This window comes from Actinomadura spongiicola (genome assembly GCF_003432485.1).
In the GTDB taxonomy this organism is placed as follows: Bacteria; Actinomycetota; Actinomycetes; order Streptosporangiales; family Streptosporangiaceae; genus Spirillospora; species Spirillospora spongiicola.
Genome location: NZ_QVNQ01000003.1, coordinates 199,366 through 214,304, shown reverse-complemented (window position 1 = coordinate 214,304; position 14,939 = coordinate 199,366). Strand labels below are relative to the sequence as shown.

Here is a 14,939-nt window from a genome sequence, read left to right as displayed (position 1 = left end):
CGGGAGGTGGGGCCGGTGTTCCTCGGCACCCATTCGCCGCGTCTCGACGACAAGGGACGACTGTTCCTGCCGGCGAAGTATCGCGAGGAGCTGTCGGGGGGATTGGTGATCACGAAGGGCCAGGAACGCTGCCTGTACGTCTTCCCTATGGCGGAGTTCCAGCGGATTACCGAGGCCCTGCGTGCCGCACCGGTCACCGAGAAGGCCGTCCGCGGCTACAGCCGGGTCTTCTTCGCCAGCGCGTCCGACGAGGTCCCCGACAAACAGGGCCGCGTCACGATTCCTCCTCCACTGCGCAAGTACGCGGGCCTCACCCGCGACTGCACGGTCATCGGCGCCAACACGCGACTGGAGATCTGGGACACGGAGGCCTGGGAGGCCTACCTGGAGCAGGAGGAGGAGATGTTCTCCGACATCTCGGAGGAGGTGTTGCCAGGGATCCTCTGAGACACGACTCGTCGGTCCGATGACCGGCTTTGGCCCACGTTCGGCCAGGTCTCCAGCCGCTCTCCGAGCCAGCTGGCGCAGCTTCCCCGGCGCCAGACGGCGACCCCCCGCGCTAACACGCGGTGTGCTTCCTCCAAGGGCAGCGGATGGGGACCTGGCCGGGCGAGGCCGCCGGGGGTTCGGAACGGTCGTCCGGCCCGGCGACGCCACGCAGTCCGCGAGCGAGGTGGCACCACAGGGGGTGGAGCATGGACGTGGGAGACCACGCGACCACGGCCGGTCACGTACCGGTCATGCTCGGTCGCGTCCTGGCGATCCTCACCCCCGCCGTCGAGGCCGTCACCGACCGCGACCCGGTGTACCTCGACGCCACCCTCGGGATGGGCGGTCACGCCGAGGCGATGCTCCGGGCCGTTCCGCGGCTCCGTCTCATCGGCCTCGACCGCGACACCACCGCACTTGAGCGCTCCGCGCGACGGCTCGCCCCGTTCGGCGACCGGGTGACGCTGGAACACGCCGTCTACGATGAGATCCCCGGCGTCCTGAACCGGCTCGGGGTCTCCGCGGTGGACGCCGTCCTGTTCGACCTCGGCGTCTCGTCCCCGCAACTCGACGAGGCCGACCGCGGCTTCGCCTACTCCTACGACGCGCCGCTCGACATGCGGATGGACCGTACCCAGCGGCTCACCGCGGCGGAGGTCGTCAACGGCTACCCGCCCGCCGAGCTCGCCCGCATCCTGCGCGAGTACGGCGAGGAACGGTTCGCCCAGCGCATCGCCGCCGCGATCGTCCGCGAACGCGAGCGCGCGCCGCTCGACTCCACCCGGCGCCTCGCCGACCTGGTGCGCGCCTCCATCCCGGCCGCGACCCGCCGCACCGGCGGCAACCCGGCCAAACGCACCTTCCAGGCGCTGCGCATCGAGGTGAACGGCGAACTCGACATCTGGCGCCGGGCGCTGCCCGCCGCCCTCGACGCGCTCCCGGTCGGCGGCCGGGTCGCCGTCCTCAGCTACCACTCCCTCGAGGACCGCATCACCAAGCGGGTCCTCGCCGCCCAGGCGGCCGACACCACTCCGCCGGAGCTTCCCGTTCCGCTTCCCGAACACGAGCCGAGATTCCGGCTTCTAACACGCGGGGCGGAACTGCCGTCCGACGAGGAGACCACGACCAACCCACGGGCCGGATCGGTGCGGTTGCGCGCCGCCGAGCGGGTCCGGGAGGCGACATGACCACGACGACGAAGCGTCCGCCGGCCAAGGCGCCGAAGAAGAAGCCGCCCGCGCGGCGCACGCCCGCTCGGACCGCGGCTCCCACGCCCGCCAAGAGGACGAGCACCGCGCCCAAGACCGGCACCGCGAAGACCACCGCGGCGAAGACCGGCACGGTCAAGGCCGCCGCCACGACCGCCACCGGGCGGAGCACGCCCAGGCGCGCGCCCGCGCGGACGCCGCCGCGCACTCCGTTCGTGCTGCTCATCGTCGGGCTGCTCGGCGGCGCCCTCGTCAGCCTGCTGCTGCTCAACACCGTCCTCGCGAAGGACGCGTTCACGCTGACGCAGCTCCAGCAGAGCAACAAGCGCCTCGACCAGGAGCGGCAGGACCACATGAGGGCCATCGCCAGCGCCGACTCCCCGGCGAACCTGGCGACCCAGGCCGAGAACCTCGGCATGGTCCGCAAGTCCCGGGGTGTGTGGTTCTTCTCCGGCAGCGGTCAGGCGAGCGGGGGCGCGCCGCGTCCCGTCCCGTCCGACGCCATCGCGACGGCGGGCGCCGCCGGCGTGATCGGCGTGCCCGGCACGGTGGTGCCGGGCGACGGGATCCCGCCCGCCGCCGGTCAGGGCGCGCGGTGACGAGACGGCCGGGACGCGGCCCCGCGGGCCCTTCGGCCGGTCGGAAACGCGGCTCGGACGGCTCGGGACGGCCGGGCACCAAGGGCGGCGCCGCCCGGCGTCCCTCGCGCGGCGGCACGGTTCCACCACCGCCCAAGGAGGCACCGCGCAAGGAGGCACCGCGCAAGGAGGCACCGCGCAAGGAGGCACCGCGCAAGCCCAAGGAGACCAAGCCCAAGGAGACGTCCCGCAAGCCGAAGGAGGCGCCGCGCAAGGCGGCGCCGGCGCAGAAGAAGCCGCCCGCGAAGAGCACGCCGCCAAAGGGCACGCCCGTGAAGGGCGCGTCCGTGAAGGGCGCGTCCGTGAAGGGCGTCGTGAAGGGGCGGGTGAGCGGGACGGCGCGGAGCGGCCCCGCCGGCAAGCCCGGGAACGGCGCGGGCCGTCGCGGTCCGGGCGGTGGCGGTCCAAGCGGTGGCGGCCCGGGACGGCGGCCGCCCGGACGGGGCCCGCGGACCCGCGCCCCCTTCCACCGGCGCGACCCGCTCAAGCGGCTGAACATCGGGCTCCTCGTCATCGCGTTCGTGCTGTCGCTGTTCGCCGGACGGCTCGTCCAGCTCCAGACGATCGAGTCCGGCAAGTACACCGAGCAGGCGATGCGGCAGCGGCTGCAGCGGATCGACCTGCCCGCGATCCGCGGCGACATCACCGACGCGCAGGGCCATCCGCTCGCGATGACCGTGGAGGCGCGGGCGATCTACGCCGACCCGTCCCTGATCAAGGCCGAGAAGCGGCAGCCCATCGTCAACGCGCTGGCGCCGACGCTCGGCCTGAACCCCGCGACGCTGATGCAGAAGATCAGCAGGACCGGGACCCGGTTCGTGTACCTCGCGCACGGGGTCCGGCCCGACCAGGCCCGGCTGATCAGGTCATGGAACCTTCCGGGCATCGGGACATGGCCGGAATACCGCCGCGAGTACCCCAACGAATCGCTGGCCGCGGGCGTCATAGGTTTCGTGAACGACACGGGGAACGGCGCCGCCGGCCTGGAGAGCTCGCTGAACGACGTGCTCGCCGGCCGCGACGGGCGGCAGTGGGTCGAGATCAGCCCCGAGGGCCAGCACATTCCCATGGGCAAGGACCAGAAGCTTCCGTCCGTGCCCGGCCGTGATCTTCGGCTCACGCTCCAACGCGACCTGCAGTTCATGGCGCAGCGGGCGATCGAGAAGCAGGTCCGGGCGTCGAGGGCGAAGAGCGGCAGCGTCATCGTCATGGAACCGCGCACCGGCAGGCTGCTCGCCATGGCGTCGGCGCCCGGGTTCGACCCGAACCGCTACACCCGGTCGGACCGCCGCCTGTGGGGCAGCCCCCTGGTGCAGGAGGCGTACGAGCCGGGCAGCACCGGCAAGGTCGTCACGGCGGCCGCCGTCATGGAGCACGGCGGCGTCACCCCGCAGACGCCCTACACCGTCCCCGACCGGATCAAGAAGTACGACACCGTGTTCGGCGACTCGCACCGCCATCCGCCCGAGCGGCTCACCTTCGCCGGGGTCCTCGCGACGTCCAGCAACGTCGGCACCATCCTGGCCAGCCAGAGCATCTCCTCCCAGCGGCTCTACGGGACGCTGCGCGAATTCGGGTTCGGCCGCAAGACCGGGCTGCCGCTGCCCGGTGAGACGGCCGGGCTGCTCAAGCCGCCGTCCCAGTGGTCGGGCACCGACCACTACTCGATCGCGTTCGGGCAGACGCTGTCGGTGAACGCGGTGCAGATGGCGAGCGTCTACGCGACCATCGCCAACGGCGGCGTCCGCGTCGCGCCGACCCTCGTCGAGGGCACCGTCGGCGAGGACGACAAGTTCACGCCCGCGCCCGCACCCGAGCGCAGGCAGGTGATCAGCGCGAAGACCGCCCGGCAGATCAGCGACATGCTGGAGGGCGTCACGACCGAGGAGGGCACGGCCCCGAAGGCGCAGATCCCGGGGTACCGGGTCGCGGGCAAGACCGGCACCGCGCAGATGGTCAATCCGCGCTGCGGCTGCTACAAGGGCGGCGGCTACGTCGCGTCGTTCGCGGGGTTCGCCCCGGCGGACGATCCGCGGCTGGTCGTCCAGGTCGTGCTTCGCGACCCCAAGCGGGGCAGCCACTATGGTGGCGATGCGGCGGCCCCGGTCTTCCGGGACGTGATGGGCTTCGCCCTCCAGTCCCAGAGGATCCCGCCGACGGGGAGTCGCCCGCCGACCGTCCAGATCCACGCGCGAGACTGATCGCAGCGAGTACTCTCCTCGGCTGTGAGTCCACCACGACCCTTGTACCAGCAGTCCCGTTCCGTTCGCAGCGAAAGAAACGTCATGCGTCCCACGACCAATCCGGCCCGTCCGCTGAGCGGGCTCGCGGCGCTTCTCGGGATCGAGCGTCGAGGCTGGGACGAGGTGTCGGCGACGGGCATCACCCACGACTCGCGGGCGGTGCTGCCCGGCGACGTCTACGCGGCGCTTCCCGGCGCCCGCGCGCACGGCGCCCAGTTCGCCGCCCAGGCCGCGGAGGCGGGCGCCACGGCGATCCTCACCGACACCGCCGGGTACGACCGGGCCGCCGCGACGGGCCTGCCGGTGCTGGTGGTGGCGGACGTCCGGGCGCGGCTCGGCGACGCCGCGGCATGGGTGTACGGGGAGCCGGGACGCGACATCACGATGATCGGCGTCACCGGGACCAGCGGCAAGACCACCACCGTGTTCCTGCTGGAGGCGGCCCTGCGCGCCGCCGGGATCGAGACCGGCCTGGTCGGCGGCGTCGAGATCCGCGTGGGCGGCGACCGGGTGCCGAGCGCGTTGACCACGCCGGAGGCGACCGACCTGCACGCGCTGCTGGCGATGATGCGCGAGCGGGGCGTCGGCGCCGCCGCGATGGAGGTGTCGAGCCACGCGCTGAAGCAGGGCCGGGTCGGCGGCGTCACCTACGAGGTCGCGGTGTTCACGAACCTGTCCCAGGACCATCTGGACTACCACCCGACCATGCAGGACTACTTCCTCACCAAGGCCCGGCTGTTCACGCCCGAGTACTCGCGGGTCGGCGTCGTCAACCTCGACGACCACCACGGCCGTGAGCTGCTGGAGATCGCGACGGTGCCGACGACGACGTTCTCGGCGTCCGGTGACCCTGCGGCGGACTGGCGGGTCGAGAACGTGCGCGTCGGCGCCGACGGCAGCGTGTTCCGCGTGGTCGGGCCCGGCGGCGTCGAGGCGGACGGCGAGGTCCGGCTCGCCGGGCCGTTCAACGTCGACAACGCGCTCGCCGCGATCGTCGCGCTGGTCGAGGCGGGCATCCCGTTGCAGTCGGCGGTGCGCGGGGTCGCGTCCCTGCCCGGCGTCCCCGGCAGGCTGGAACGGGTGGACGAGGGCCAGGAGTTCGTCACCCTGGTCGACTACTCCCACAAGCCCGGCGCGGTGGAGGCCGTCCTGAACGCGCTGCGGCCCGTCACCGAGGGCGAGTTGACGATCGTGCTCGGCTGCGGCGGCGACCGCGACCGCGGCAAACGGCCGCTGATGGGGGAGGCCGCCGCCCGGCTGGCCGACCGCGCGTACTTCACCGACGACAACCCGAGGTCGGAAGATCCACTCGGGATCCTCGCCGCTATGGTCGAGGGCGGGCTGAAGGTGCCGCGGCGTGAACGGGCGCGCATCGTGGTGGAGCCGGACCGGGCCGCCGCGATCGCGCTGGCCGTCGACCGCGCCCGCCGCGGCGACGTGCTCGTCATCGCGGGCAAGGGCCACGAGCAGGGCCAGAACGTGGCGGGCGTGATCCACCCGTTCGACGACCGCGAGGTCGTCCGGGAGGCGCTCCGGCAGCGAACAAAAGGGACAAGAGGGGACGGGACTGAGGCGTGATCCCACTTCCGCCGTCGACGATCGCGGAGATCACGGGAGGCACCCTCCACGGGCCCCCGGACGTCATGGTGAACGGTCCCGTGGTCGTCGACTCCCGCGCGGTGGAGCCCGGTGCGCTGTTCGCGGCGCTGAAGGGCGAACGCGTGGACGGGCACGACTTCGCGCCGGCGGCCCTCGCGGCCGGGGCCGCCGCCGTCCTGGCGCAGCGTCCGCCGGACGGGCCGTCGGACGGGCCGTTCGTGGTCGTTGACGACGTCCAGGCGGCGCTCGGACGGCTCGCGAGGGGCGTGCTGGAGCGGCTGCCGGACGTGACCGTCATCGCCGTCACCGGTTCGGCGGGCAAGACGTCCACCAAGGACCTCATCGGGCAGGTCGTGGGTCGCGCCGGGCCGACCGTCTTCCCGCCCGGCTCGTTCAACAACGAGATCGGGCTGCCGCTCACCGTGCTGCGCGCCGACGCCTCGACCCGGCATCTCGTCCTGGAGATGGGCGCCCGCGGCATCGGCCACATCGCCTACCTGACCGGCATCGCCCGTCCCGACGTCGGGATGGTGCTGAACGTCGGCACCGCGCACGTCGGGGAGTTCGGCGGCCGGGAGAACATCGCCCGCGCCAAGGGCGAGATCGTGGAGGCCGTGCCGCCGGGCGGGACCGCCGTCCTCAACGCCGACGACCCGCTCGTCGCCGCCATGGCGTCCCGCACGCGGGGCGAGGTGGTGACGTTCGGACGGTCCCCGGACGCCACCGTCCGCGCGGAGGGGGAGACCCTCGACGAGCAGGGCCGGGCCGCGTTCACGCTCGTCACGCCGGAGGGGTCCGCGCCGGTCGCGCTGCGCCTGCACGGGGCGCAGGCCGTCCTCAACGCGCTGGCCGCCGCCGCGGCGGCGCGCGCCGCCGGGATGGCGCCGGAGGACGTCGCGGCGGCCCTGTCGGCCGCCGGGCCGGTGAGCCGGTGGCGGATGGAGGTCACCGAGCGGGCCGACGGCGTGACGGTGGTGAACGACGCCTACAACGCCAACCCCGACTCGATGCGCGCCGCGCTGGACCTGCTCGTCCACCTGTCCGGCGACGAATCCGGCGGTGGGCGACGTCGCCGGGCGTACGCGGTCTTGGGGGAAATGGCCGAACTAGGGGACTCGTCCGCGGCGGAACATGCCAGGATCGGGGAGCATGCCGCGCGGAGCGGGATCGCCGGTCTCGTCGTCGTCGGCGCGAACGCCGCGGCGATGGCGGACGGGGCACGGCGGGTGAGGTCATGGACGGGAGAGTGCGTGCAGGTGGATGACGTCGGCGCGGCGGTGACCGCGATCGGCGAGCGGCTCGCGCCGCGCGATGTGGTGCTGGTGAAGGCCTCCCGCGTGGCCGGGCTGGAACGGGTCGCCGCGGCGATCCTCGCGGAGGACGCCCGATGACCAACATCATCCTCGCGGCCGGGGTCGCGTTGATCTTCGTGATGGTCGGCACGCCGGTGTGGATCCGGATCGTGAACCGGCTCGGCTACGGCCAGATGATCCGGGACGAGGGCCCCGAGGCGCACCTCACCAAGCGCGGCACGCCGACGATGGGCGGGACGGTCTTCATCGTCGGCTCGCTCGTCGGCTACGCGGCCGCGCACCTGGTCACCGGGACCGAGCCGACGATCTCCGGCGTCCTGGTCCTGTTCCTGATGACCGGCCTCGGGCTGGTCGGGTTCGTGGACGACTACATCAAGGTGTTCAAGCAGCGCAGTCTCGGCCTGCGCAGCGGCGCCAAGATGATCGGCATCGTCCTGGTCGGGGTGGTGTTCGCGGTCGCGTCCCTCAACTTCCCCAACGGCTACGACATCACCCCCGCCGACCCCCACCTGTCCTTCCTCCGCGACTTCGGCCCCTCGATCGGCCCGTACCTGTTCGTGGTGTGGGCGCTGCTGCTCATCGCCGCGATGTCCAACGGCGTGAACCTGACCGACGGCCTCGACGGCCTCGCGGCGGGCCCCGCCGGAATGGTCCTGGCCGCCTACGTCATCATCGGGAACTGGCAGCTGCGCAACAGCTGCACCGACTTCGCCCTCGCCCCGAACTGCTACAGCGTCCGCGACCCCCTCGACCTCGCGGTGGTCGCCGCGGCCGTGCTCGGCGGCGTGTTCGGGTTCCTGTGGTGGAACGCCCCGCCCGCGAAGATCTTCATGGGCGACACCGGCTCGCTGGCCCTCGGCGGCGTCCTGGTCGGCCTCGCGATCCTCACCCGCACCCAGTTCCTGCTCGCGATCCTGTGCGGGCTGATCGTGATGATCACCCTGTCGGTGATCATCCAGGTGGGCGGGTTCAAGATGACCAAGAAGCGCGTGTTCAAGATGGCCCCGCTCCAGCACCACTTCGAGCTGTCCGGCTGGGCCGAGACCACGATCGTCGTGCGGTTCTGGCTGATGTCCGCGCTGTTCGTCGCGATCGGCATCGGGCTGTTCTACCTGGAATGGATGCCGAAGAAATGAGCGAACGCCGCTGGGACGGCCGGTCGGTGTGCGTCGCCGGGCTGGGCGTGTCCGGCCGCGCGGCCGCCCGCGTGCTCGCCGGGCACGGCGCCCGCGTCACGGCCGTGGACGCCCGCGACGGCGCGGACCAGCACGCCCTCGCCGCCGAGCTGGAGGCCCTCGGCGTCACGGTCCGCCTCGGCGACGGCGAGACCCTGCCGGGCGGCACCGACCTGGTGGTGACCTCGCCGGGCTGGCGGCCGGACGTGCCGCTGCTCGCCGCGGCCGCCGCGGCGGGCATCGAGATCATCGGCGAGGTGGAATTGGCCTGGCGGCTGCGTCCCGCCGAAGGCGCCGCGCCGTGGCTCGCGATCACCGGGACGGACGGCAAGACCACCGTCGTCCGGATGCTGGCGTGCATGCTCACCGCCGCCGGGCACGAGGCCCTCGCCGTCGGGAACGTCGGCACGCCCATCGTGGAGGCGGTGACCAAACCCTACGACGTGCTGGCGGTCGAGCTGTCGAGCTATCAGTTGCACTGGTCCAGTTCGCTGCGGCCGTTCGCGTCCACGGTGCTGAACGTCGCCCCCGACCATCTCGACTGGCACGGCTCCATGGACGCCTACGTCGCCGCCAAGGCCGAGATCTTCGCGCCGGGCTGCGTGGCCGTGTACAACGCCGACGACGCGACGTCCACGGCCCTCGCCGAGCGCGCCGAGGGGGTCGACCGGCGGGCCGGGTTCACGCTCTCGGTGCCGCGTCCCGGTGAACTCGGCGTCGTCGAGGACCTGCTCGTCGACCGGGCCTTCACGGCCTCGGCGAACGAGGCCGCCGAACTCGCGGCGCTCGGCGACGTCCACCCGTTCGCGCCGCACAACGTCGCCAACGCGCTCGCCGCCGCGGGCCTCGCCCGCGCGTACGGGGTGCCGCCGGAGGCGGTCCGCGAGGGGCTGCGCGCGTTCGTCCCCGAACCGCACCGCATCCAGCACGTCGCGGACGTCGGCGGCGTCGCCTACGTCAACGACTCCAAGGCCACCCAGCCGCACGCCGCCGCGGCGTCCCTGGCCGCCTACGAACCCGTCGTGTGGATCGCGGGCGGCCTCCTCAAGGGCCTCGACGTCGACGACCTCGTCCGCTCGTGCGCCCCGCGGCTGCGCGGCGCCGTGCTGATGGGACGCGACCGGCACCGGCTCGCCGAGGCACTCGGGCGACACGCGCCGGATGTCCCCGTCGTCGATGTCCCCGACACCGACACTGGGGCCATGGACCGCGTCGTCAACGAAGCCTCCGCGCTCGCCCGCCCCGGCGACACCGTGCTGCTCGCCCCCGTCGGGGCCTCCTTCGACATGTTCACCGACTATCCGGCGCGCGGCAACGCCTTCATCGCCGCCGTCGAGCGCCTCGCCGCCGGAAACGCCGTCCGGCCGTGACGACCGCGGCCGAGGAGGGAGGCGGCCGGCGTTCGGGACCGCGGGAGCAGGTGGTCGCCGCCGTCGGGCTCCTCGATCGTCCCCTCACGTCGTACTACCTGGTGCTGGGCTGTTCGGTGATGCTGCTCGCGCTGGGCCTGACCATGGTGCTGTCGGCGTCCAGCGTCAAGCAGCTCCAGGCGACCGGGTCGGCGTACACGCTGTTCCAGAAGCAGGCGATGTGGATGGCGATCGGGCTGCCCGGCATGTGGCTGGCGTCCCGGCTGCCGGTGCGGACGTTCCGCGCGCTGGCCTACCCGCTGCTGCTGCTGTCGGTGCTCGCGCTGGCGATGGTGCTGATCCCCGGGCTGGGCCGCAGCGCGGGCGGCGCCACCCGCTGGGTCGACCTCGGGCCGGTGCAGATCCAGCCGTCCGAACTCGCCAAGCTCGCGCTGGTGCTGTGGGGCGCCGACCTGCTGGCCCGCAAGGACCGCCTCGGGCAGCTCACCGAGTGGCGGCCGCTGCTCGTCCCGCTGATGCCCGGCGCGGGCGTGCTGGTCCTGCTGGTCATGCTGGGCAGCGACCTCGGCACCACGCTGGTTCTGCTCACCATCTTCCTGGCGCTGCTGTGGGTCGTCGGGGCGCCCGGACGGCTGTTCGTCGGCATCGCCGGGCTCGTGTGCCTGCTGGTGTCGATCCTCATCGTCGTGGAGCCGTACCGGATGCAGCGGCTCACCGGGTTCCTCGATCCGTCCGGCAACCAGCTCTCCACCAACTACCAGGGCACGCAGGGGTTGTTCGCGGTCGCGTCCGGCGGCCTGTTCGGCACGGGCCTCGGCGAGGGACGCGCCAAGTGGGACTACCTGCCGCACGCCGAGACCGACTTCATCTTCGCGATCGTGGGGGAGGAGTTCGGGCTCGTCGGCACCCTCGTCGTCCTCGGCATGTTCGGGCTCCTCGCCTACGCGGGCCTGCGCATCGCCCGGCGGGTGAACGACCCCTTCACCCGGCTGGCCGCCGCCGGGGCCACGGCGTGGCTTGTCGTGCAGGCCATCGTGAACATGGGCGCCGTCATCGGCGTCCTGCCCATCACCGGGATCCCGTTGCCCCTGGTGTCCTACGGCGGTTCGGCGCTCATCCCGAGCCTGTTCGCGCTCGGGATGCTGCTCGCGTTCGCCAAACGCGAGCCGGGTGCGCGGCAGGCACTCTCCGCGCGGGGCCCCGGACCGGTCGTGAGGGCTCTAAGCTGGCTTGGTCTGGCACGGCGTTGAACCTTCCCCCTTCGAACACGCTGAGGAGTTGTCAACGAGCATGAGGGTTGTCCTGGCCGGCGGCGGCACCGCCGGACACATCGAGCCCGCCCTGGCTCTCGCGGACGCGCTGCGCCGGGGCGATCCCGACGTCGGAATCGTCTGCCTCGGCACGGAGCGGGGGCTGGAGACCCGCCTCGTCCCGCAGCGCGGCTACGAGCTCGCCCTGATCCCGCCGGTGCCGCTGCCGCGCACGCTGACCCCGCAGCTGCTGTCGGTCCCCGGTCGGCTGCGCGGCGCGATCAACGCGGCGGCGGCGGTGCTCGACCAGGCCGGGGCCGACATCCTGGTCGGGTTCGGCGGCTATGTCGCGACCCCCGGCTACCTGGCCGCGCGCAAGCGGAAGGTGCCGATCATCGTCCACGAGGCCAACCCGAAGCCGGGCCTGGCCAACAAGCTCGGCGCCCGCTTCACCGAGCACGTCGCGGTCTCGCACGCCGACTCGCCGCTGCCGAACGCCACGTTCGTCGGCATCCCGCTGCGTCGCGAGATCGCCACGCTCGACCGGCTCGCGATGGGCGACAAGGCCCGCTCGTACTTCGGGCTGCTGCCCGACCTGCCCACCCTGCTGATCTTCGGTGGTTCGCAGGGCGCGCGTTCGCTCAACCAGGCCGCCGTGTCGGCCGCGCCGTACTTCCGGCAGGCGGGCATCCAGGTGCTGCACATCGTCGGGCCCAAGAACACCGAGGAGCCCGAACCGTCGTCCGGCGGCCCGCAGTACGTCACGATCCCCTACTGCGACCGGATGGACCTCGCCTACGCCGCCGCCGACATGGCGATGTGCCGGGCGGGCGCGATGACCTGCGCGGAACTGGCGGCCGTGGGGCTGCCCGCGGTGTACGTGCCGCTGCCGATCGGCAACGGCGAGCAGCGCCTCAACGCCCAGCCGATCGTGGAGGGCGGTGGCGGCCTCCTCGTCGACAACGCCGAGCTGTCCGCCGACTGGATCGCCCGGAACCTGCTGCCGGTGCTGGCCGACCCGGCGCGCGTCGCGCACATGTCGGAGGCCGCCGGGAAGATGGGGCGGCGGGACGCCGACGTCGCGCTCGCGCGGATGGTGCACGACGTGGTCCGCTCCGCGGGCGCCGCCCGATGAGCCTGATCGATCCACGCGATGTCGTGCCCGCCGGAGATCTCGGCCGGGTCCACTTCATCGCGATCGGGGGGGCGGGGATGTCCGGCATCGCCCGCATCATGCTGCGCCGCGGCCTCACCGTGTCCGGCAGCGACGCCCGCGACTCCGAGCTGCTCGCCCAGCTCGGCGACCTCGGCGCCAAGGTCTTCGTCGGGCACGACGCCGCGCACGTCGGCGACGCCGACACGGTGGTGGTGTCCACCGCGATCCGCGACGCCAACCCCGAGCTGGTCGCCGCCCGGGAACGCGGCCTGCGCGTCCTGCACCGCTCCGCCGCGCTCGCGTCGCTGATGGCCGGGCGCCGCGCGGTCGCGGTCGCCGGGACCCACGGCAAGACCACCACGACGTCGATGTTGACGGTCGCGCTCCAGCACGCGGACGCCGACCCGTCCTACTGCATCGGCGGGCAGCTCGTCACCACCGGCCTCGGCGCCGACGAGGGAACCGGCGACGTGTTCGTCGCGGAGGCCGACGAGAGCGACGGCTCGTTCCTGATGTACACGCCGCACGTCGCCGTCGTCACCAACGTCGAGGCCGACCACCTCGACAACTACGGCGGCTTCGACCGGGTGAAGGAGAACTTCGCCAAGTTCGTCGACCGCGTCGAGCCCGGTGGGACGCTCGTGGCGTGCGCCGACGACCCGGTCGCGATGGAGTTGGCCGGACGGGCGCGGGCGCGGGGCCTCACCGTCCGGACGTACGGGGAGGGCGAGGGCGCCGACCTGCGCGTCACCGGATTCACCCCGCGAGGTCTCGGTTCCCGGTTCGAGATCGAGGGGAGCGGCGAGATCACGCTGGGCGTCCCCGGACGGCACAACGCGATCAACGCCGCCGCCGTCGTCGCGGTCACGCGCGCTCTCGGCGTGGACGACGCGCCCGTCCGCGCGGGCCTCGCCGCGTTCGGCGGCGCGATGCGGCGGCTGGAGCGCAAGGGCGAGGCGGGCGGCGTCGAGGTGTTCGACAGCTACGCCCACCATCCGACGGAGTTGACCGCCGACCTGGAGGCCACCCGCGACTACCTCGGCGAGAAGGGCGGGGACGGCCGGATCGTCGCGGTGTTCCAGCCGCACCTGTACAGCCGCACCCGGTTCTTCGCCGCCGAGTTCGGCGCGGCGCTCGGCCTCGCCGACACCGCCGTCGTCCTCGACGTCTACGGCGCGCGTGAGGACCCGGAACCCGGCGTGACGGGCGCGCTGGTCGCCGACGCCGTCCCGGCCGGCACCCGGTCGGTGTACGTGCCCGTCCGGGACGAGGCGCCCGGTGTCGCCGCGTCGCACGCCCGGCCCGGCGACGTCGTCATCACCCTCGGCGCCGGGGACGTGACGGAGCTCGGCCCGCTCGTCCTGGAACGCCTCGCCGGAGCGTGAGCGGGCCGGGTCGGGGTGACACGCCGCCGGCCGGACGGTCGGCGGCGCGCGGGCGGATCGCTGCCAAGCTGAGGTCATGACCGAGACGGGGACGAGCCTGCCCGCGGCGGACGCGGACCCGGCGGACGCGCCGCGCCGCCATCCGAACCGGTGGAAGGCGGTCCTGGTCACCCTGCTCGTGCTGGGCGCGCTCGGCGCCGTGACCTGGGTGCTGCTCGGCTCCCGCCTCCTGGTCGTGCGGCACGTCGAGGTGACGGGCTCCGCGCTGGCGCCCCGCGACCGGATCGTCGCCGCCGCCGGGGTCGACCTCGGCACGCCGATGGCGCGGCTCGCGACCGGGGCGGTCCGGGAACGGGTCGAGCGGCTCAGAGAGGTCGAGTCGGCCGAGGTCGAACGGGACTGGCCGGGCACGGTCCGCATCGTCGTCCGGGAACGGGTGCCCGTGGCCGTGGTGGAACGCGGCGGCCGGTACCACCAGGTCGACCGGAACGGTGTCGTCGTCGCCGACGGGGAGTCGCGACCGGCGGGGCTTCCGACGCTGACGGTCGCGTCGCCCGGACCGTCCGACAAGGCGTCCCTCGCGGCGCTCGCCGTCCTGTCCGGCCTGCCGGAACAGGTGCGCGGGAGGCTGAGCGAGGTCGCGGCGACCGGGCCCGGCGCCGTCACCCTGCACATGAGGGGCGGCCAGATGGTGGTGTGGGGCGCCGACGAACGGGCATACGAGAAGATCCGGCTTCTGGAGGCCCTGTGGCGAACGGCGGAGGGACGAGCCGTCCGTACCGTCGACGTCAGTTCACCCGATGTCCTCAAGACGAAGTGAGCGATCGTTCGGGTCCGGTGCGTGTGTCGCGGCGATTCCGGCCGTGTGATGGGGCACGCTTGAACGGTCGGCCCGAACGGACGGGTCGGCGGACGTTCCGGCGGAACGACCGTTGGACCGACCGGTGGGAGGGCGGATGAGGACGGACGCTCCGGCGACCGGAGTCAGAGGCCCTTCGCCAACCTGGGCAAATCCGTGCCCAGTGCGACACGCCGGGAGGTTAGTTGACCCTGGCCGTAAGGCCGCCCTACTGTCCGTATCAGTCCTCAGGTTGACATAACTGTAAGCCTCAA

12 protein-coding genes and 1 pseudogene are annotated in these 14,939 nt (G+C 73.0%); 12 read left to right on the top strand and 1 reads right to left on the bottom strand.

What is annotated here, in order from left to right:
* Positions 1-15: 15 nt before the first annotated feature.
* The 3 genes from mraZ (at position 16) to D0T12_RS09680 (ending at position 2,296) form a co-directional block, all read left to right on the top strand.
* Positions 16-447 carry a division/cell wall cluster transcriptional repressor MraZ gene (gene mraZ / locus D0T12_RS09690; RefSeq protein WP_117399724.1) on the top strand — a complete coding sequence of 144 codons (432 nt, stop codon included), beginning with the start codon at positions 16-18 and terminating at the stop codon, positions 445-447.
* 248 nt (positions 448-695) lie between these two features.
* Positions 696-1,676 (top strand): 16S rRNA (cytosine(1402)-N(4))-methyltransferase RsmH, encoded by a 981-nt coding sequence (gene rsmH, locus D0T12_RS09685; RefSeq protein ID WP_117399177.1) that lies wholly within the window; start codon positions 696-698, stop codon positions 1,674-1,676.
* A complete protein-coding gene (locus tag D0T12_RS09680) occupies positions 1,673-2,296 on the top strand; it encodes a hypothetical protein (protein WP_117399176.1) in 624 nt (207 codons plus the stop codon). The genes rsmH and D0T12_RS09680 overlap by 4 nt, the downstream gene beginning before the upstream one ends.
* Positions 2,297-2,456: 160 nt before the next feature.
* Here D0T12_RS09680 and D0T12_RS37370 read toward each other — a convergent pair.
* Positions 2,457-2,834 (bottom strand): annotated as a pseudogene (locus D0T12_RS37370) (hypothetical protein); the annotation flags it as partial.
* Here D0T12_RS37370 and D0T12_RS09675 point away from each other — a divergent pair.
* From D0T12_RS09675 to D0T12_RS09635, 9 genes are all read left to right on the top strand, one after another.
* Positions 2,827-4,536, top strand: a complete 1,710-nt coding sequence (locus D0T12_RS09675; RefSeq protein ID WP_456318663.1) for a peptidoglycan D,D-transpeptidase FtsI family protein — start codon at positions 2,827-2,829, stop codon at positions 4,534-4,536. The pseudogene D0T12_RS37370 and the gene D0T12_RS09675 sit on opposite strands and share 8 nt — an antisense overlap.
* An 84-nt stretch (positions 4,537-4,620) precedes the next feature.
* A complete protein-coding gene (locus tag D0T12_RS09670; RefSeq protein ID WP_117399174.1) occupies positions 4,621-6,156 on the top strand; it encodes a UDP-N-acetylmuramoyl-L-alanyl-D-glutamate--2,6-diaminopimelate ligase in 1,536 nt (511 codons plus the stop codon).
* Positions 6,153-7,568 carry a UDP-N-acetylmuramoyl-tripeptide--D-alanyl-D-alanine ligase gene (locus D0T12_RS09665; protein ID WP_117399173.1) on the top strand — a complete coding sequence of 472 codons (1,416 nt, stop codon included), beginning with the start codon at positions 6,153-6,155 and terminating at the stop codon, positions 7,566-7,568. The genes D0T12_RS09670 and D0T12_RS09665 overlap by 4 nt, the downstream gene beginning before the upstream one ends.
* Positions 7,565-8,626, top strand: a complete 1,062-nt coding sequence (mraY, locus tag D0T12_RS09660; protein WP_117399172.1) for a phospho-N-acetylmuramoyl-pentapeptide-transferase — start codon at positions 7,565-7,567, stop codon at positions 8,624-8,626. The genes D0T12_RS09665 and mraY overlap by 4 nt, the downstream gene beginning before the upstream one ends.
* Positions 8,623-10,035, top strand: a complete 1,413-nt coding sequence (gene murD, locus D0T12_RS09655) for a UDP-N-acetylmuramoyl-L-alanine--D-glutamate ligase (protein ID WP_233525942.1) — start codon at positions 8,623-8,625, stop codon at positions 10,033-10,035. Before mraY ends, murD begins: the two co-directional genes overlap by 4 nt.
* Positions 10,032-11,285, top strand: a complete 1,254-nt coding sequence (gene ftsW, locus D0T12_RS09650) for a putative lipid II flippase FtsW (RefSeq protein WP_117399170.1) — start codon at positions 10,032-10,034, stop codon at positions 11,283-11,285. The genes murD and ftsW overlap by 4 nt, the downstream gene beginning before the upstream one ends.
* A gap of 40 nt (positions 11,286-11,325) precedes the next feature.
* Entirely contained in the window at positions 11,326-12,420 is a 1,095-nt protein-coding gene (gene murG / locus D0T12_RS09645; protein ID WP_117399169.1) for an undecaprenyldiphospho-muramoylpentapeptide beta-N-acetylglucosaminyltransferase, read from the top strand.
* Complete coding sequence (gene murC / locus D0T12_RS09640; RefSeq protein WP_117399168.1) at positions 12,417-13,826, top strand: UDP-N-acetylmuramate--L-alanine ligase; 1,410 nt, start codon at positions 12,417-12,419, stop codon at positions 13,824-13,826. The genes murG and murC overlap by 4 nt, the downstream gene beginning before the upstream one ends.
* 76 nt (positions 13,827-13,902) lie before the next feature.
* The gene (locus D0T12_RS09635; protein WP_117399167.1) at positions 13,903-14,646 is read left to right on the top strand and encodes a cell division protein FtsQ/DivIB; all 744 of its coding nucleotides are present in this window, start codon (positions 13,903-13,905) and stop codon (positions 14,644-14,646) included.
* The last annotated feature ends 293 nt before the right edge of the window (positions 14,647-14,939 follow it).

Bases quoted from the DNA above. Each gene is read 5' to 3' on its own strand.
- murD (WP_233525942.1), top strand. From the start codon at position 8,623: ATGAGCGAACGCCGCTGGGACGGCCGGTCGGTGTGCGTCGCCGGGCTG.
- rsmH (WP_117399177.1), top strand. From the start codon at position 696: ATGGACGTGGGAGACCACGCGACCACGGCCGGTCACGTACCGGTCATG.
- murC (WP_117399168.1), top strand. From the start codon at position 12,417: ATGAGCCTGATCGATCCACGCGATGTCGTGCCCGCCGGAGATCTCGGC.
- murG (WP_117399169.1), top strand. From the start codon at position 11,326: ATGAGGGTTGTCCTGGCCGGCGGCGGCACCGCCGGACACATCGAGCCC.
- mraY (WP_117399172.1), top strand. From the start codon at position 7,565: ATGACCAACATCATCCTCGCGGCCGGGGTCGCGTTGATCTTCGTGATG.
- D0T12_RS09680 (WP_117399176.1), top strand. From the start codon at position 1,673: ATGACCACGACGACGAAGCGTCCGCCGGCCAAGGCGCCGAAGAAGAAG.
- D0T12_RS09635 (WP_117399167.1), top strand. From the start codon at position 13,903: ATGACCGAGACGGGGACGAGCCTGCCCGCGGCGGACGCGGACCCGGCG.
- D0T12_RS09670 (WP_117399174.1), top strand. From the start codon at position 4,621: ATGCGTCCCACGACCAATCCGGCCCGTCCGCTGAGCGGGCTCGCGGCG.